This window comes from Salmonella sp. A1325 (genome assembly GCF_056991255.1).
Genome location: NZ_JAMLWO010000001.1, coordinates 211,539 through 227,995, shown reverse-complemented (window position 1 = coordinate 227,995; position 16,457 = coordinate 211,539). Strand labels below are relative to the sequence as shown.

Below are 16,457 nucleotides of genomic sequence, written 5' to 3'. Positions count from 1 at the left end.
GGGCGCTCAGTTCTTTCTCTAATCCCTGCTATGGGAAGCTCTGGCGTCATTTCACGCTCTTGCCAACCAGTATTTTATTAAAGTCTGACTTTTACCAGGGTAATTTCATAAGAGTGTCCATCTTCTGGTCTAAAAATAATAAATCTATTGTTATTTTTAGTAAAGGATTTCGACAAAATAAAACTATCATGATACCTGGCCAGGACGTAGTACCAGCCTCCATCATACAATATCATTTCGTATTCTTTCTTTAATTGTGGCTTATAGATCCCAACAAAAAAAGAAAATATAAAAAAATATATAATAAAACCAATCATAACTATAGTGAAACAATGTCTTCGCACCCAACTGAGTTGCGTAAAACAAATCACTGGCATCAATTTACTATAAAAACGCATCCCCACCGATAAGCATAAAGCCACCAGTAAAATGATAAAAAAAAGCTCCCACAAAAACGACTTTGTTAAGAGAGAAAACTCAATAACAATTGGAATAAAGAACAAAACAGCTGCCAAAAAAAGACGTAAAAAGCTAAGGTCGTGGATACGTGCTTTTTGCTTTACTAAAAAAAATAATAAAATACCTACCCCCCACGCAATTATGAATATAACCATCAGGCTAATCGCATGGAATAGACTTCGGGCAATGTTGTCAGGGCCGACGCCTACATACCACCACGGGAAACCATAGTACGCGGAGACGCCCCAACCATAAAAATAGGCGCTTCCCCATCCCAAACCACCTAAATAGGCCAAAAGCATCGAAGAGTTTTTAATAATTGAATCATCACTCATTATAGTTAGCTCACTTAAAAAACATTTAATATGAAAATAGAAATCAAGACGTTACATAAAACACTAGCACTTTAGCAATATTAGTCGGATGATAAGTTTATCTGTTTTTCCTGAGTATCAAGCCAGCTCATACTCACGCCAGCACACTAAAAACAGGAATGCATACTGTTTGATAACTTTTCCTCAGCCAGGCGCACACTCAATAATGATAGTAGTCAGATAATATGTACCCGGTATTAACTTCACGTTGTTGATGATATATTTACATCCCTGAAAAATAATAAACGCTGTATATATTTCATTGACGGCGACAAACTGTTAAAGAAGCGTAGTTCAATATACACTATTTACCTGATTACTTTTCTTGCTAATATTTGCTAGTTAATACTTTGCTAAAGCGTTTAATATAGTAAGGAGGTCACTATGCCATTAAGTGTTGGACAGGGTTATTTCACATCATCTATCAGCTCTGAAAAATTTAATGCGATAAAAGAAAGCGCACGCCTTCCGGAATTAAGTTTATGGGAGAAAATCAAAGCGTACTTCTTCACCACCCACCATGCAGAGGCGCTCGAATGTATCTTTAAACTTTACCACTATCAGGAACTGAATCTAACACCGGTACAGGTTCGTGGAGCCTACATCAAACTTCGAGCCTTAGCGTCTCAGGGATGTAAAGAACAGTTTATTATAGAATCACAGGAACACGCCGACAAGTTGATTATTAAAGGTGATAATGGTGAAGATATTCTATCTATTGAGGTTGAATGTCATCCGGAAGCTTTTGGCCTTGCCAAAGAAATCAATAAGTTACATCCCAAGCCAGAAAATATTTCTTTGGGTGATATTACCAGACTGGTATTTTTTGGCGACAGTTTATCTGACTCCATGGGGCGTATGTTTGAAAAAACACATCATATCTTACCCTCCTATGGTCAATACTTTGGCGGAAGGTTTACTAATGGATTTACCTGGACTGAGTTTTTATCGTCCCCACACTTCTTAGGTAAAGAGATGCTTAATTTTGCTGAAGGGGGAAGTACATCGGCAAGCTATTCATGCTTTAATTGCCTCGGCGACTTTGTATCAAATACGGACAGACAAATCGCATCTTACACCCCTTCTCACCAGGACCTGGCGATATTTTTATTGGGGGCTAATGACTATATGACACTACACAAAGACAATGTAATGATGGTCGTTGAGAAACAAATTGATGATATTGAAAAAATAATTTCCGGTGGAGTTAATAATGTATTGGTCTTGGGAATTCCCGATTTGTCTTTAACACCCTATGGCAAACATTCTGATGAAAAAAGAAAACTTAAGGATGAAAGCATCGCTCACAATGCCCTGTTAAAAACTAATGTTGAAGAATTAAAAGAAAAATACCCCCAGCACAAAATATGCTATTACGAGACTGCCGATGCATTTAAGGTGATAATGGATGTGGCCAGTAATATTGGTTATGATACGGAAAACCCTTATACACATCACGGCTATGTACATGTTCCCGGGGCTAAAGACCCTCAGCTGGATATACGTCCACAATACGTCTTCAACGACCTGGTCCATCCAACCCAAGAAGTCCATCATTGTTTTGCCACAATGTTAGAAAGTTTTATAGCTCATCATTATTCCACTGAATAAAGTTCCATCGGCTGCGGTACGCCGTGAGTAAAACATCGTTCAATATCATAGTGCCAGTGGCATGAAAATATGAGGTTGTCTTTGCTGCCGGTTGGTCAATAAGTGATCCATACTCTATGTTCAGTAGGACAAAAATGGATAGAGTCGATAGATCGCCACCGTAACTACAATACTCACTATCACACTGACGATAAAGTATGTTTTGAATGGCTGCTTTTGCGTTTTATGACGGAAGAGTTGTTGACCAACAATCGCACCAGGCCACCCACCGACAACCCCAAACACCAATAAAGTGGATTCCGGCACTCTGCGCCAGGTTTTACGTGCCGCCGTTTTGTCTATACCGTAGATCGCCAGCGTTAGCACATTGGCAAGCAGGAACCACATCGCGACGGGATGCGATGTAAAAATGCTTCCGACCGCAGCGGAGATCAGGAGCAAATAACAAAAGCGGTTAAGATACATATTATTATGTCATAGCAAGGATTAGGGGCATCGAAGCCCATTATACGCGATACATGCGCCTATGTGATGTAGAATTTTCTTTTCACTCAGCCAACGAGTCATCAAGGATTCATTTTTAATTACCATGGTAATCATAAGGTAATTAACGTGTTGTGAACACGATTAAAATGGGTAAAGCCACCGAAAATGTTACCACCTTAACCGTTGCCAGGATAACTTAATGAAGAACCCTCTTTATTGCTGTTTGTTATCCGGTTGGCAGTCTTAGTTTTGGATTTATTTATCGTATTTATATTTATTACATAAGATGTACGATGTTAATTTGAGAATTTTATCTCGAAAACCGTATATATTAAGATATTTCTGAATTAAGATTATTATCGATTAAAACAAGTTAACGTTTTGATAAACATAACAACATCGTCAGAACTCCTGATTTGTTGTCGCTTGTTCATAAGACAAATAATTTATATGCTTGCAAATATAGATAGCACGCAAATCAACTTAGCTCAGAAAATGTATTTGACAAGCAAAGATAAGTCTTTATATTGGCCCTGGATAGAGTGGCAAGATGATACTTAGAGACATTAAAGGCACCGTCACTGAAGCATTTATCTGCTTATCATGTAAATATATATGCGTAAATGGAGCATAAACTATGTCCAGTATACTAATGTCTATGGTATCTTTACATTTTCACCTTTCATGGGGTCGCTGCACTCATATCCAGTTGATATCTCATGGTATATTCAATCCATTCCCTTTGATGATTCCTGTCAAACCTCCTGATTAAATTAGTTAACAGCGATGGAATACATAACGTTAAGCACTTTACGCCTGCAAATGTCAGGTTCACGCCCTAATGCTTAATTTATAATACGCATTACCTTACCACAGGAAATAGATAGCATGTTATCCAAAAAAATTGGCTTATCGATGATAGTGTTGGGAATAATGTCGTCTTCAGCTTTTGCTGATAGCTTCGTTGAAGGGAAAACACTCAATGTCGCAGTATCACCGGCCTCTCCCCCTATGTTATTTAAAAGTGCTGATGGCAAATTGCAGGGGATAGATCTGGAGCTTTTTTCGTCTTACTGTCAGTCACGGCATTGTAAGCTAAACATCACCGAATATGCCTGGGATGGAATGCTTGGCGCAGTGGCGAGTGGTCAGGCAGATGTCGCATTTTCGGGAATTTCAATCACAGATAAACGTAAGAAAGTTATTGATTTTTCTGAACCTTATTACATCAACTCTTTTTATCTGGTCAGTATGGCCAATCATAAAATAACGCTCAATAACCTCAATGAATTAAATCAATATTCTATTGGATACCCTCGAGGAATGGCTTACTCCGACCTTATCAAAAACGATCTGGAGCCCAAAGGATACTACTCGTTAAGTAAAGTAAAATTGTATCCAACATATAATGAGACGATGGCTGATCTAAAAAATGGTAATCTTGATCTGGCTTTTATAGAAGAGCCGGTTTATTTTACCTTCAAAAATAAGAAAAAGATGCCGATAGAAAGTCGTTATGTTTTCAAGAATGTTGATCAACTTGGCATTGCCTTTAAGAAAGGCTCCCCCGTGCGCGATGATTTTAACTTATGGCTTAAAGAGCAAGGGCCACAAAAAATATCTGGCATCGTCGATAGCTGGATGAAATAGTAAGCTATGTCATCAGGTAATATGCTGGCTATCTTTTATTTCCTATTGGAAGGGATTGGTAATACGCTGCTTGTAACCTTTACCTGTTTTCTCTCAGCGTTTTTGACCGGGCTTACAGTCGCCGTATTACGGCGACTATCCCCCCTTCCACTACAGAAGATACTCGACGTACTGGTCTTTATTCTTCGGGGAATTCCAATACTTATTGCTGTTTTTCTTATTTATTTTGGATTGCCATCGATTGGCATATATGTTTCACCTCTGGTGGCCATGAACCTCAGCGTCGGCTTAATCAGCGGAAGTTATCTTGCCGAGGTGTTCAGAGGGGCGCTTAAATTAGTTGAGCCATTCGAAATCACGGTAGCGAAAGTAGCAGGAATGCGTCAATTACAGATTATATTAAATATTGAGTTGCCACAGATGTTGCGATTTTCTGTGCCCGGTATTATCAATGAGTTTTCTTCTGTATTAAAAGCGACGCCCTTTGCTTATACTGTAGGTATCGCTGAAATAACGAAGCAGGCAATGTCACTGACAGCCATCACGCTGAACGGGTTACAGATCTATACTCTTGCCGGGGTATTATATTTCATTATTTATAAAGTTTTTACTCTTCTGGCCGGAGTGCTTGAGAAAAAATATCGCATCAGTTGAAGCATAAAAATAGAGGTGATACTCATGGCTTTACTGGAACTAAAAGAGATAAGTAAGGAATATTCAGGAAAAAAGGTTCTTGATACGGTTAGTCTGAAAATTCAATCGGGAGACATGAAAGTAGTCATGGGGCCATCCGGTAGTGGAAAAACGACGCTTTTACGCTGTCTGCTTCGATTAGAAGAGCCTGATTATGGTGATATTTATTTTCACGGGAGAAATATTTATGACAAGGAATTTACTCTTCTTGAGTTCAGAAAAAAAGTTGGTTGTGTCTTCCAGAATTACGCTTTGTATCGCCATCTTAACGTCATGGATAACATTACCCTTGCCCTATGTAAAGTGTTTGGCATGTCGGGACAACTAGCCCGGGAGAAAGCCTTACATGAGCTACAAAAACTTGATATGGTCTCGCATAGCGCGAAATACCCTTCGCAATTATCGGGCGGGCAGCAACAGCGCGTCGCCCTGGCCCGCACAATGGTCACCGACCCAGAACTCATTATTTTTGATGAGCCGACGTCTGCGCTTGATCCGCTCATGACTCGTGAAGTCGGAATGTTGATTAAGCAACTTCACGACAATGGCGTCACTATATTATGCGTCACTCATGATGTTCACCTCGCCAGATTACTAAGCGATAACGTAACGTTTCTTAATCATGGCAAGATTCGTGCAGAAGGTGCTTTTACCGATCTTGCTTTACGAGAAACGGATCCAGATATCCACTGTTTTTTTAGCGAGGCACAACGATGATCGCTGGCTGGTCTCTCTTCTTTAATGACCTGACTGAACAACTGCCACTTGTTGTGGACGGTATTAAAGAAACCTGTAAACTTGCGCTGATTGTTTCCATCACCGGTTTTTTGTGGGGAATTATCATTTTTTTTCTGAGCCTGAGCCATCGACCCGTGGTAAAAGCCTTAACTCGACTGTACATGGATTTCTTTATCGGTACGCCACTCATTCTTATTCTGTTTGTTATCTATTATGGTTTACCTCAATCTGGCATTCACCTGTCCTCTTTTACCGTGGCGGTTACAGGGTTTACCTTAAATGTCGGCGCATATAATGCCGCGTACATGACAACGGCCTATAACGCATTAAATAAGTATGAAACGGAGGCCGCAGTCGTTCAGGGGTTGAACAAACGGCAGGTCTTTTTGTGGATTATACTGCCTCAGGTATTGCTGTCTTCCATTCCAGCCTTAACGAATCAGGTGATTAATAATCTTAAAGACAGCACCATCGTTTTTCTTATCCAATATACTGAGTTTTTCGCGCGAATTCAGGAGGTTGCTGCAACTAGCTTTAAATTCTTCCATGCTTACCTTTTTGCCGCCATAGTGTATCTTATTGGCGTTACCTTTATTGTCGGCTTGACCCGGTTTTTAGAGCATAGACTGCTTCGCCATTACGGTCAGGATTACTGAGTTGCACTGCACTATTCTGATTAATTCACCGCTGACATTATCAAAGTTATTTTTATTTAGTGTTGGTTAAGATTTTAACCTTCATTATTGCGTCAGGTGTCCATTCTGGTCTAAATCTTACTCCATTGAGGATATTATGGCGCTACCACAACTATCAATATGGCAGCCCGGCGATGGGTTAAGAAAAATAAAATATAAATATCATGTTTGTCTCATTGTCATGTTCTCCGCCCTTATACGGTTGCTATTTTTAACTGACCGCTACCTTTGGTGTGACGAAGCGTCCAGCGTGCTGATTAGTCGCCATAACGTAAACAATCTGCTCTTCCATGCCGCTTTTGACGTGCATCCTCCACTTTATTATCTGTTACTGCATGACTGGATGATATTATGGGGTGATAGCATTGCAGCGGTACGCTCTCTCAGTCTACTCTTTGGGATCCTGACAGTTGTGCTGGTTATCGCGCTTACGCGATGGCTGGCAAATGAGCGTACAGCCTTATTGGCGGGATGGTTCGCCGCCCTGATGCCGATGGCAGTCCATTACAGTCAAGAAACGCGCATGTACGCGTTAATGGGAATGCTAACGCTCGCTGCCGCGTTAGCATTGATGATGTGGATAAAAACACCCACCCATAATCGCTATCTTGTCGCGTATGCTTTACTTATGACGTTCAGTTTTTACACCCATTATTTCACCCTATTTGCACTTATTGCCCACTGGATCGCAGTAACAATATTATCCTGCCAAAGCCATAAAACGGCCTGCTACCTTAAACTTCCTGGCTGGTGGTTTGCTAACCTGGCAATTGCTGTCGCTTATCTCCCCTGGTTACCCGTATTGTTTAATTTACTGACTCATCTGGCGCAGTTGAGAGCCGGTAATGATATCGGTTGGATTCCCCCCGTAACATGGCGTGATCTGCCTGCAATGTACTGGCATTTCTTTACCGGAAACAACGGACAGGGTTTTCCGTCGATCATTCTGTGGCTGGCTGTGGGAAGTTTTATCGGTACTGTGGGGCGAATATCTTTATGCAACGGAGAATATGAAAGATATCAGCTGATATTATTTTGTAATCTGGTCATCCCTGTAATGCTGGTCTTCATCATTTCCTGGTGGATGCCGTTATTTATCGATCGTTATTTCTTCTTCTCATCGCTGAGCATTCCTCCCCTGCTCGCGGTATTACTTACCCGCGCAAAAAAAGCGGTTTGTGGCTTCTGGTTTATCTTATTCACCTTATTATTCGGCTATGGTTCATATCATAATAACCCTGAGCACATAGACGAGTTTAAACCACTGGTAAACTATATTAATACCCGTCACCAGCCTAATGATGCCGTGGTAGTCAGTAAAATGTTCGATTATTTAAGTTATGTGTATTATAATAAGCGAGATTATCGTACGTTTCTTTATACACCGCCTAACGCACACGGAACATCAGGCAGACCGAATGCCTATGGCTTTGGATCACTGTTTTATGCGCAAGCCGATCAGACATATATTGATACTCTGACAACGCTTTCAAAAAGTTACCATCGTGTCTGGTTGATAAGCGGCGGTAACTTTAGTCAGGATTCCCCCTTGCCGTCAGAATGGCAAAATATCGCAAACTTCAGAAGTGGTAGATTTCAGGTACAATTATTTGTAATACCAACTCAACAGGCGCGTCAAATGCAATGATTACCGTTTTTTATCCAGTGCAGTGATAAACAGTACTGCCACTGCCAGACCGCCTAAAAGTAAGGTCCAGCCAAACGCTTCAAAAACCTCAATCATATCGCCTCCGGGTAGGTGATATTAAATCACGATGGCTATCTCATCGTAACATTTAAAATATCAATTAATGTGCAATAATCGCTTTATGTGTATGAATAAATATTGTTCCTCCTGCATTTAATTGCATGCTATTATCATAGGGCTTAATATGTGTATATTAACGATTATTAATTATCAGCTTATAATAATATAACTGTCCAATTCATTTGCCAGCTATTATTATCCTCTATCTTCTTTAAGATAACCGCTTAACTCATAATATCGCCTTTATTCGTCGCATTAAATTACTCACTCACCTGATTAATGCTTGCCTAACGATTGCTTCGTTGTTTTAATTCCAGCGCGAAATTATTTAGTGAGAGAACAATGAAGCATACACAACAATCAGGCGCAAAAGTCTATAACCCATTCACGCTTAGCTTATATGACTGGTGGGTACTCAATATCTCAAACAAATATGCCTGGAAGTGCCCTACTGATACGCGACTACTTCCTTTCTTCCTGCATCACATGGGCGAGACTCACCTGGATATTGGCGTAGGTACAGGTTATTACCTGAAGCATGCACCTGCGACTCATGCCATTTCGCTGATGGATTTAAATCCGGATAGCCTGAAAATAGCCGCCAGCCGAGTGGGTAATACAAAAATCTGCGCCACACTACAACACGATGTTTTCGACACGTTCCCGGCGGACTGGCACGGGCGCTTCGATTCCGTTTCGATGTACTATCTTCTGCACTGCTTACCTGGTGAGATGACAACAAAAGCGAAGGCAATTAAAAATGCCGGTATGGCGCTTAAACCCGGCGGCACACTTTTTGGTGCCACGATTCTGGGCAAAGAGGTTCCTCACAATGCTTTTGGCAAGAAATTGATGGCTGTTTATAACAAGAAAGGAATATTCAGTAATACCAATGATTCAGCCGATACGTTACGCAGCGTGTTGGACGAACATTTTGCTAAGGTGACTTTGGAGCAACATGGCGCCGTTGCGCTATTTTCCGCCACTACGCCACGTTCATCGTAAGTATAGGCACTCCCGAGCGGTCGGGCAGCGCGATCATGTGGGTTTAACCCGTTGATTAAACATTGGATTACGGAATAGCAATTGCTTATTTTATTTGTCATACAAATAAGTATAATACCCGCTTCCGATGTAGACCCGTCCTCCTTCGCCTGCGTCACGGGTCTTGGTTAGACGCAGGCGTTTTCTGTATGGAATACGCCATCCCCTCTGATAGATGCCTTGTTTGCCTAAAGCGGTTAACCCCGCCTGCGACAAACGTCATACAGGACGGTCAGTCACGCTTACGCGGCATCATCCGTAACAGCGTATTGTCTTTCCAGAAATAGTGATGCATCAAAGCAGCGATGGCATGAAGTCCAATAACAAAATAGCCCAGATTCGCCAGCGTGACGTGCCAGGATTTCAGCATATCTACGCGTTCAAAGTTAGCTTCGGCGGCATGGGGCATAGTAATGCCAAATGCGACCCAAGGATTGCCGCGGTTATACATCATGACCAGACCAATAACAGGCAGCACGATAAATAACAGGTAAATCACCAGATGTCCTAAATGCGCCATTCCGGTCATCATCGGTTTTGGACGAGGAACAATGGGCGGCGAGGGATATTTCAGCCGAATAAACAAGCGTGCCACCATTAAAAGCAAAATAGTGATACCACATGAAACGTGCGTCATATTAAACCAGGGCCGATAACTACGCGGCGCAAAACCGCGTAGCTCCATCGCGGCGTAAGCCACAATAACCAGAAAAAAGACTAACCAGTGAATACCAATTTGCAGGCCGGAATACTTATTGCCCATAGCGCGTCCTGAATGAAAACCGTAAAGCGACAACATAACCAGCTTTTATAAATAATTCATCAAATTTATGAGATGGTGGTCGCACTTGCCCGTTCACCCTCGCAAACGGGCGATTTTTACCGTAAAGCTCTCTGTTCTAACGCACTGCACAGCGTCGTATCTGCCTGCAATACCTGCCATGCGTTTTCAATATCGCGTGGGATATCAACATGAATGATAAAATCTTTACCACGCGGTCCATACCCTGTTTCATCGTCACGCAAACGTGGCAGCTCGCCGGCAATCAGAGACAGATAACGCTCCACCGTCCAGATGCCCTCTTCAACATTGGCAAAACGTGTACCGTCATTAAGGTGGCGCAGTACCGGAACAAAGCCAGGAAAACTCAGCCAGCGTGGCGCATCGGTGTCGTCGTTTGTCACGCGCCGAAACGCCGCGATAGTGCGCCGCTGCATGGTGGGGTCTTGCACAACGATAGCCGTGTTAATGTTTTCTTTCGCCTGACGGATCAGTGCGCAGGAGAAACGGGCATTTTCGCCGCAATTAGTTGACCGATCTTCCAGCCAAATTTTCTCAGCCGGAATATGCCAGAACTGGTTCGCGATATCCGCGAGGATAGCGGCTTCAGCGCGTCCGCTTGTGCGAATTGTGTGGTAGCGCGGATGCCGGGCAATCACGGCGTACAAAAACGGCGTTGAATGACCTATACCGCCGCTAATCAGTAAAGGAACGTCTTGCGCTTTGGCGATGCGACAGGCAGCGTCGATAGTGGGGATCACCGCATTGCCCGCCAGGACGACACAATCCGACGAATAAGGTTGTTCGCCGGAAAAATCATTTTGCGCCAGCCACTGTCCGACGGTATTCACCGCCAGCAATGTTTCCGCAGAGAGCACCGGAAATGGCGTTGTATTCATAATTCCTCCTTTTTGTTCCGAACTTGTACCGGATCTCTTTGAAAGACATCGTCGCCTGGCTTTTTAGGCCGTAATCTGATCCATGGCCTGTAAAATACGCTTATCGGAAATAGGATAAGGCGTACCGAGCTGTTGGGCGAAATAACTGACACGCAGTTCTTCAATCATCCAACGGATCTCTTTAACATCATCATCTTCGCGACGCGCTGGAGGCAATTTATTTATCCATTGTTGCCACGCCTGCTGGACGCTTTCGACTTTCAGCATTTGCGCCCGATCGCGGTGCGGATCGACAGCCAGTTTCTCCAGCCGCTTTTCAATTGCCTGCAGATAACGCAGCGTATCGCCGAGACGTTTAAAGCCGTTGCCAGTCACAAAACCACGGTATACCAGACCGCTCATCTGCGCCTTGATATCGGAAAGCCCCAACGCCATGCTCATATCCACCCGCCCTTTCAGACGCTTATTGATATTGAATACGGTCGTCAGGATCCGCTCAACCTGCTTCGCGATATCCACCACAGTATCATTCAGCTCGGCGCGTACCTTTTCGTGCAGCGCGGTGAAACCTGCTTCGCTCCACACCGGTCCGCCGTTGGCATCTATCAGTTTATCTACCCCGCAGGCAATACAGTCATCAATCAACTCCAGTACTTTGCCGTACGGGTTAAAGTACAGTCCCAGCTTGGCTTTATTCGGCAATTTCTCATGCAGATACTTAATCGGTGAAGGAATGTTGAGCAACAGCAGACGGCGTAAACCGCACCACATCGCCTGTTGTTGTTCCAGCGGATTATCAAACAATTTGATAGCGACGCTGTCACGCTCATCCACTAACGCCGGCCACGCCTTCACTTTATAATTACCGCGTTTCTGTTCGTAGCTTTCCGGCAGCTCGCCGAAACTCCAGATATGCAGCCCGCTCTGCTCGATGCCGTCATCCGCCACCGCCGAGAGCGTCTCCTGCACTTTGCCTTTCAGCGCATTTTTAAGCTCGGCGAGCGAACGCCCTTCCTGCAGTTTCTTGTTTTTGTCATTCACCACGCGAAACGTGATTTTCAGATGCTCGGGCACCTGATCCCAATGCCAGTCTTCCCGGTCGACCGTGACGCCGGTCATCCGGCGCAGTTCACGCTCCAGAGCGTCCAGCAGCGGCAGCTCCAGCGGCGTTACGCGACCTAAAAACGCTTCAGCATAGTTTGGCGCCGGAACAAAGTTGCGACGTACCGGTTTTGGCAACGATTTAATCAGCGCAATAACTAATTCACGGCGCAGTCCTGGGATCTGCCATTCAAAACCGCTCTCATCAACCTGGTTAAGTAGCGGCAACGGAATATGGACGGTCACGCCGTCAGCATCCGCGCCCGGTTCAAATTGATAGCTCAAACGCAGCTTGAGATTGCCCTGGTGCCAGAAATTCGGGTAATCCAGTTTGCTGATTTTTTCCGCGCCTTCTTTAATCAGCATACTTTTTTCAAAGTTGAGCAGATCCGGCGTCTCGCGGCTGATTTTTTTCCACCAACTATCAAAGTGGCGGGCGGAAATAACGTCATGGCTAATACGCTGGTCATAAAATTCAAACAGGGTATCGTCATCCACCAGGATATCGCGGCGGCGAGATTTGTGCTCAAGTTCCTCGACTTCCGCACGCAATTTTAGATTCTCACGGAAGAAGGCGTGACGGGTTTGCCAGTCCCCCTCCACCAGCGCATGGCGGATGAACAACTCGCGACACAACGCCGGGTCAATCTGGCTGTAATTCACCTTGCGCGCGGCGACAATCGGCAGACCGTAGACAGTAACCTTTTCCGTCGCCATCACCGCGCCTTGCGCCCGTTCCCAGTGCGGTTCGCTATATGAACGTTTAATCAGGTGCTGGGCTACCGGTTCCACCCATTCTGGCTCAATGCGGGCAGCGATGCGCCCCCACAAACGGCTGGTCTCCACCAGTTCTGCGACCATTGTCCATTTCGGCGGTTTTTTGAATAAACCGGAACCGGGGAAAATAGAGAATCTGGCGTTACGCGCGCCGGTGTACTCTTGTTTATCGGCATCTTTCATCCCGATATGCGACAACAGCCCCGTTAACAACGCAACGTGAATTTCCCGGTACTCTGCGGGTTCGCTGTTTACCGGAATCCCCAGTTCTTTTACCACCTGACGCAGTTGGGTATAGATATCCTGCCACTCACGCACGCGTAAATAGTTCAGATAGTCGGTGCGACACAGACGGCGGAATTGATTCGACGACAGGGCCTTTTGTTGCTCGCCGAGGTAATTCCACAGGTTAACAAACGCCAGAAAATCGGACTCCTTATCATGGAAGCGCCGGTGTTTCTCATCGGAAGCCTGCTGCTTGTCCACTGGGCGCTCGCGCGGATCCTGAATAGAGAGTGCGGAAGTAATGATCATCGCTTCGCGCACACAGCCATGCTTTTGCGCTTCCAGAACCATACGCGCCAGGCGCGGGTCGACCGGCAACTGGGATAATTGTCGGCCCAGCGGCGTCAGCTTATATGCCGTTTGCTGTTCGTCGGCGGTAATCGCCCCCAGCTCTTCCAACAAACGCACGCCATCCTGAATATTGCGCTTATCCGGCGCTTCGACAAACGGGAAGGCAGCGATGTCACCCAGCCCCAGGGCGGTCATCTGCAAAATAACCGACGCCAGGTTGGTACGTAGAATTTCCGGGTCGGTAAATTCCGGACGTGACAAAAAGTCATCTTCCGAATACAGACGAATGCAGATCCCTTCCGATACGCGTCCGCAACGCCCTTTACGCTGGTTGGCGGAAGCCTGTGAGATCGGTTCAATCGGCAGGCGCTGCACTTTAGTGCGGTAGCTGTAGCGGCTGATGCGCGCAGTGCCAGGATCGATCACATACTTGATACCCGGCACCGTTAGCGAGGTTTCCGCCACGTTAGTCGCCAGCACGATACGGCGTCCGCTGTGCGACTGGAAAACGCGGTTCTGTTCGCTGTTCGACAAGCGTGCATACAGCGGCAACACTTCGGTATGCCGTAAGTTCAGCTTGTTCAGGGCGTCGGCGGTATCGCGGATTTCCCGCTCTCCGCTCATAAAAATCAGAATATCGCCGGGACTTTCACGCCCCAGTTCATCAACAGCGTCGAAAATTGCCTGTAGCTGATCGCGTTCAGTGTCGTCAGCCTCTTCCACGATAGGGCGATAACGAACTTCTACGGGATACGTTCGGCCAGAGACTTCGATAATCGGCGCGTTATTAAAGTGGCGCGAGAAGCGTTCCGGGTCGATGGTCGCAGAGGTAATAATCACTTTCAGATCGGGGCGACGCGGCAGAAGCTCTTTCAGATAGCCGAGCAAGAAGTCAATATTCAGGCTTCGTTCATGCGCTTCATCAATAATGATGGTGTCGTACTGCATCAGCAGCCTGTCCTGCTGGATTTCCGCCAGCAGGATACCGTCCGTCATCAGTTTGACCATGGTGTTGCTACTGACATGATCGCTGAAACGAACTTTATAGCCGATGCAGCCGCCAGGCTCCGTTTGCAACTCTTCGGCAATGCGGTTAGCGACGGTGCGCGCCGCCAGGCGACGCGGCTGAGTATGTCCAATAAGTCCTTTAATTCCGCGTCCCAGCTCCATACAAATTTTCGGCAACTGGGTGGTTTTACCGGAACCGGTTTCCCCTGCCACGATCACTACCTGATGATCGCGGATCGCTTCCAGAATGTCCTGTTTTTTCTGGCTAACAGGTAAATTTTGCGGATAAGTGATTGAGGGGCGCGCCGCTTCGCGGAGAGCGACCTGCGCCGCAGCCTGTTCAATTTCTTTCGCCATCGTCTGGAAAATGGCCTGTTGCGCATCAGGATTTTTTACTTTCTTTACGCCATGCAGGCGGCGCGCAAAGCGCTGTTTGTCGCGCAGCATCAGTGCATCCAGCCGCTGCTGTAACACCTGAAGCGTCAACGTAGATTGTTCAGTCATAAAGCTCTTGGGCAGCATTCTGCCTGTTTAAAATCGTTTTAAATGATAGGTATAGAGTACCACATTGGGGCTTTTTTTGTGTTGTTCAATAATTTCGAACAAAGGGTTCGATATATTGCGCTATCCCTGCGACATATTTGTGAATAAAGTGTCAACAAGCAACGGGGCACGCCCCTTCAAACACATAAAAGGAAACACCCATGAGCAAGGTATTAGTTCTTAAATCCAGTATTCTGGCAGGGTACTCTCAGTCTGGTCAGTTGACTGACTATTTTATTGAACAATGGCGCGAAAAACACGTCGCAGATGAAATTACTGTCCGCGATCTGGCGGCCAACCCTGTTCCGGTGCTGGATGGCGAGCTGGTGGGCGCGATGCGTCCGGGCGATGCGCCTTTAACGCCACGTCAACAGGACGCTCTGGCGCTGTCTGATGAACTCATTGCTGAACTGAAAGCCCACGACGTCATCGTTATTGCGGCACCGATGTACAATTTCAATATTCCGACGCAGCTGAAAAACTACTTTGATCTGATTGCCCGAGCCGGTATCACTTTCCGCTATACCGAAAAAGGCCCGGAAGGTCTGGTAACCGGTAAACGCGCGGTGGTTCTCTCCAGTCGCGGCGGTATCCATAAAGACACCCCGACGGATTTGATTGCGCCTTACCTGAAAGTGTTCCTTGGTTTTATCGGTATTACCGACGTGAATTTTGTCTTTGCCGAAGGCATCGCCTACGGGCCGGAAGTGGCGGCTAAAGCTCAGGCCGATGCAAAAGCCGCGATTGACAGCGTAGTGGCCGCTTAAATATTTTTGCCTCCCGTTTCGACGGGAGGTGACTTCTTAGGTTCGTAGCGCAAATATCCTACCACGCCGCTACTGCCGCCATCGCTGGGATGCGTTACCCCATCATTGACTTCAACGCAGGCGAAATCAAAAGGCGACACATTTTCGATGCACGCCACATTGACCCCATATTGATCGGGATTGGATCGGCGCTGATGAAAAGTATATATCCCGCATACCGAACAGAAAAAATGCACCGCCTTGCCCGTATTGAAGCGATATTCGGTAAGCTTATCCTGCCCTTTTAGCACTTTAATACCCGATAGCGGCGCAGACACTGCCACTGCTCCGCGCATCCGGCAAAACGAACAGTTGCAGCGCCTGGCGGTATGAAAGCCATCGCTAAGTTGAACGGTAAACACGACGCTGCCACAATGGCAGGCAGCAGATAATTTTTCAGATGTCATACCTGGTTACTCTCGCGAATAGTGATACCAGTCAACAGTAT

The 16,457-nt window shown here is 45.5% G+C and carries 14 protein-coding genes; 8 read left to right on the top strand and 6 right to left on the bottom strand.

Going from position 1 to position 16,457, the window contains the following annotated elements; all coding sequences use genetic code 11:
* Window positions 1-77: 77 nt before the first annotated feature.
* Window positions 78-794: a hypothetical protein gene (locus NAZ64_RS01175; protein WP_076935269.1), complete on the bottom strand. Its 717-nt coding sequence runs from the start codon at window positions 792-794 to the stop codon at window positions 78-80.
* Between the two features lie 423 nt (window positions 795-1,217).
* Between NAZ64_RS01175 and sseJ the strand changes: the two genes are divergently transcribed.
* Window positions 1,218-2,444: an SPI-2 type III secretion system effector SseJ gene (sseJ, locus tag NAZ64_RS01170; RefSeq protein WP_115285995.1), complete on the top strand. Its 1,227-nt coding sequence runs from the start codon at window positions 1,218-1,220 to the stop codon at window positions 2,442-2,444.
* A 120-nt stretch (window positions 2,445-2,564) separates the two neighbouring features.
* Here sseJ and NAZ64_RS01165 read toward each other — a convergent pair whose 3' ends face one another.
* Window positions 2,565-2,909 carry a DUF1294 domain-containing protein gene (locus NAZ64_RS01165; protein WP_000281190.1) on the bottom strand — a complete coding sequence of 115 codons (345 nt, stop codon included), beginning with the start codon at window positions 2,907-2,909 and terminating at the stop codon, window positions 2,565-2,567.
* A 909-nt stretch (window positions 2,910-3,818) separates the two neighbouring features.
* Here NAZ64_RS01165 and NAZ64_RS01160 point away from each other — a divergent pair.
* The 6 genes from NAZ64_RS01160 (at window position 3,819) to NAZ64_RS01135 (ending at window position 9,479) form a co-directional block, all read left to right on the top strand.
* On the top strand, window positions 3,819-4,580 hold the full coding sequence (locus NAZ64_RS01160; RefSeq protein WP_220569879.1) for a transporter substrate-binding domain-containing protein: 762 nt from the start codon (window positions 3,819-3,821) through the stop codon (window positions 4,578-4,580).
* A 6-nt stretch (window positions 4,581-4,586) separates the two neighbouring features.
* Window positions 4,587-5,234, top strand: a complete 648-nt coding sequence (locus NAZ64_RS01155; protein WP_220569878.1) for an amino acid ABC transporter permease — start codon at window positions 4,587-4,589, stop codon at window positions 5,232-5,234.
* A gap of 24 nt (window positions 5,235-5,258) precedes the next feature.
* On the top strand, window positions 5,259-5,990 hold the full coding sequence (locus NAZ64_RS01150; protein ID WP_076935272.1) for an amino acid ABC transporter ATP-binding protein: 732 nt from the start codon (window positions 5,259-5,261) through the stop codon (window positions 5,988-5,990).
* Entirely contained in the window at window positions 5,987-6,667 is a 681-nt protein-coding gene (locus tag NAZ64_RS01145) for an amino acid ABC transporter permease (protein WP_076935273.1), read from the top strand. The genes NAZ64_RS01150 and NAZ64_RS01145 overlap by 4 nt, the downstream gene beginning before the upstream one ends.
* 136 nt (window positions 6,668-6,803) lie before the next feature.
* Window positions 6,804-8,354 carry a glycosyltransferase family 39 protein gene (locus tag NAZ64_RS01140; RefSeq protein ID WP_220569877.1) on the top strand — a complete coding sequence of 517 codons (1,551 nt, stop codon included), beginning with the start codon at window positions 6,804-6,806 and terminating at the stop codon, window positions 8,352-8,354.
* A gap of 462 nt (window positions 8,355-8,816) precedes the next feature.
* The gene (locus tag NAZ64_RS01135) at window positions 8,817-9,479 is read left to right on the top strand and encodes a class I SAM-dependent methyltransferase (RefSeq protein WP_023233339.1); all 663 of its coding nucleotides are present in this window, start codon (window positions 8,817-8,819) and stop codon (window positions 9,477-9,479) included.
* A 271-nt stretch (window positions 9,480-9,750) separates the two neighbouring features.
* Here the strand turns inward: NAZ64_RS01135 and cybB are convergent, their stop codons facing one another.
* The 3 genes from cybB to hrpA all read right to left on the bottom strand — a co-directional run bounded on the left by cybB (window position 9,751) and on the right by hrpA (window position 15,164).
* The gene (cybB, locus tag NAZ64_RS01130) at window positions 9,751-10,281 is read right to left on the bottom strand and encodes a cytochrome b561 (RefSeq protein ID WP_220569876.1); all 531 of its coding nucleotides are present in this window, start codon (window positions 10,279-10,281) and stop codon (window positions 9,751-9,753) included.
* A gap of 116 nt (window positions 10,282-10,397) precedes the next feature.
* Window positions 10,398-11,198 carry a YdcF family protein gene (locus NAZ64_RS01125; protein WP_220569875.1) on the bottom strand — a complete coding sequence of 267 codons (801 nt, stop codon included), beginning with the start codon at window positions 11,196-11,198 and terminating at the stop codon, window positions 10,398-10,400.
* Window positions 11,199-11,261: 63 nt separating this feature from the next.
* Window positions 11,262-15,164 carry an ATP-dependent RNA helicase HrpA gene (hrpA, locus tag NAZ64_RS01120; RefSeq protein ID WP_001550139.1) on the bottom strand — a complete coding sequence of 1,301 codons (3,903 nt, stop codon included), beginning with the start codon at window positions 15,162-15,164 and terminating at the stop codon, window positions 11,262-11,264.
* Window positions 15,165-15,364: 200 nt separating this feature from the next.
* Between hrpA and azoR the strand changes: the two genes are divergently transcribed.
* Window positions 15,365-15,970 carry an FMN-dependent NADH-azoreductase gene (azoR, locus tag NAZ64_RS01115; protein WP_000048924.1) on the top strand — a complete coding sequence of 202 codons (606 nt, stop codon included), beginning with the start codon at window positions 15,365-15,367 and terminating at the stop codon, window positions 15,968-15,970.
* Here the strand turns inward: azoR and NAZ64_RS01110 are convergent.
* Window positions 15,967-16,416 (bottom strand): GFA family protein, encoded by a 450-nt coding sequence (locus NAZ64_RS01110; protein WP_001518898.1) that lies wholly within the window; start codon window positions 16,414-16,416, stop codon window positions 15,967-15,969. The genes azoR and NAZ64_RS01110 overlap by 4 nt on opposite strands.
* Window positions 16,417-16,457: the final 41 nt, after the last annotated feature.

What these genes read in the sequence shown, in the direction of transcription:
- NAZ64_RS01140 (WP_220569877.1), top strand. Translation starts at nt 6,804, where the DNA reads ATGGCGCTACCACAACTATCAATATGGCAGCCCGGCGATGGGTTAAGA.
- azoR (WP_000048924.1), top strand. Translation starts at nt 15,365, where the DNA reads ATGAGCAAGGTATTAGTTCTTAAATCCAGTATTCTGGCAGGGTACTCT.
- NAZ64_RS01150 (WP_076935272.1), top strand. Translation starts at nt 5,259, where the DNA reads ATGGCTTTACTGGAACTAAAAGAGATAAGTAAGGAATATTCAGGAAAA.
- NAZ64_RS01155 (WP_220569878.1), top strand. Translation starts at nt 4,587, where the DNA reads ATGTCATCAGGTAATATGCTGGCTATCTTTTATTTCCTATTGGAAGGG.
- NAZ64_RS01160 (WP_220569879.1), top strand. Translation starts at nt 3,819, where the DNA reads ATGTTATCCAAAAAAATTGGCTTATCGATGATAGTGTTGGGAATAATG.
- NAZ64_RS01110 (WP_001518898.1), bottom strand. Translation starts at nt 16,416, where the DNA reads ATGACATCTGAAAAATTATCTGCTGCCTGCCATTGTGGCAGCGTCGTG.
- NAZ64_RS01125 (WP_220569875.1), bottom strand. Translation starts at nt 11,198, where the DNA reads ATGAATACAACGCCATTTCCGGTGCTCTCTGCGGAAACATTGCTGGCG.
- NAZ64_RS01175 (WP_076935269.1), bottom strand. Translation starts at nt 794, where the DNA reads ATGAGTGATGATTCAATTATTAAAAACTCTTCGATGCTTTTGGCCTAT.
- NAZ64_RS01165 (WP_000281190.1), bottom strand. Translation starts at nt 2,909, where the DNA reads ATGTATCTTAACCGCTTTTGTTATTTGCTCCTGATCTCCGCTGCGGTC.
- cybB (WP_220569876.1), bottom strand. Translation starts at nt 10,281, where the DNA reads ATGGGCAATAAGTATTCCGGCCTGCAAATTGGTATTCACTGGTTAGTC.
- sseJ (WP_115285995.1), top strand. Translation starts at nt 1,218, where the DNA reads ATGCCATTAAGTGTTGGACAGGGTTATTTCACATCATCTATCAGCTCT.
- NAZ64_RS01145 (WP_076935273.1), top strand. Translation starts at nt 5,987, where the DNA reads ATGATCGCTGGCTGGTCTCTCTTCTTTAATGACCTGACTGAACAACTG.
- NAZ64_RS01135 (WP_023233339.1), top strand. Translation starts at nt 8,817, where the DNA reads ATGAAGCATACACAACAATCAGGCGCAAAAGTCTATAACCCATTCACG.
- hrpA (WP_001550139.1), bottom strand. Translation starts at nt 15,164, where the DNA reads ATGACTGAACAATCTACGTTGACGCTTCAGGTGTTACAGCAGCGGCTG.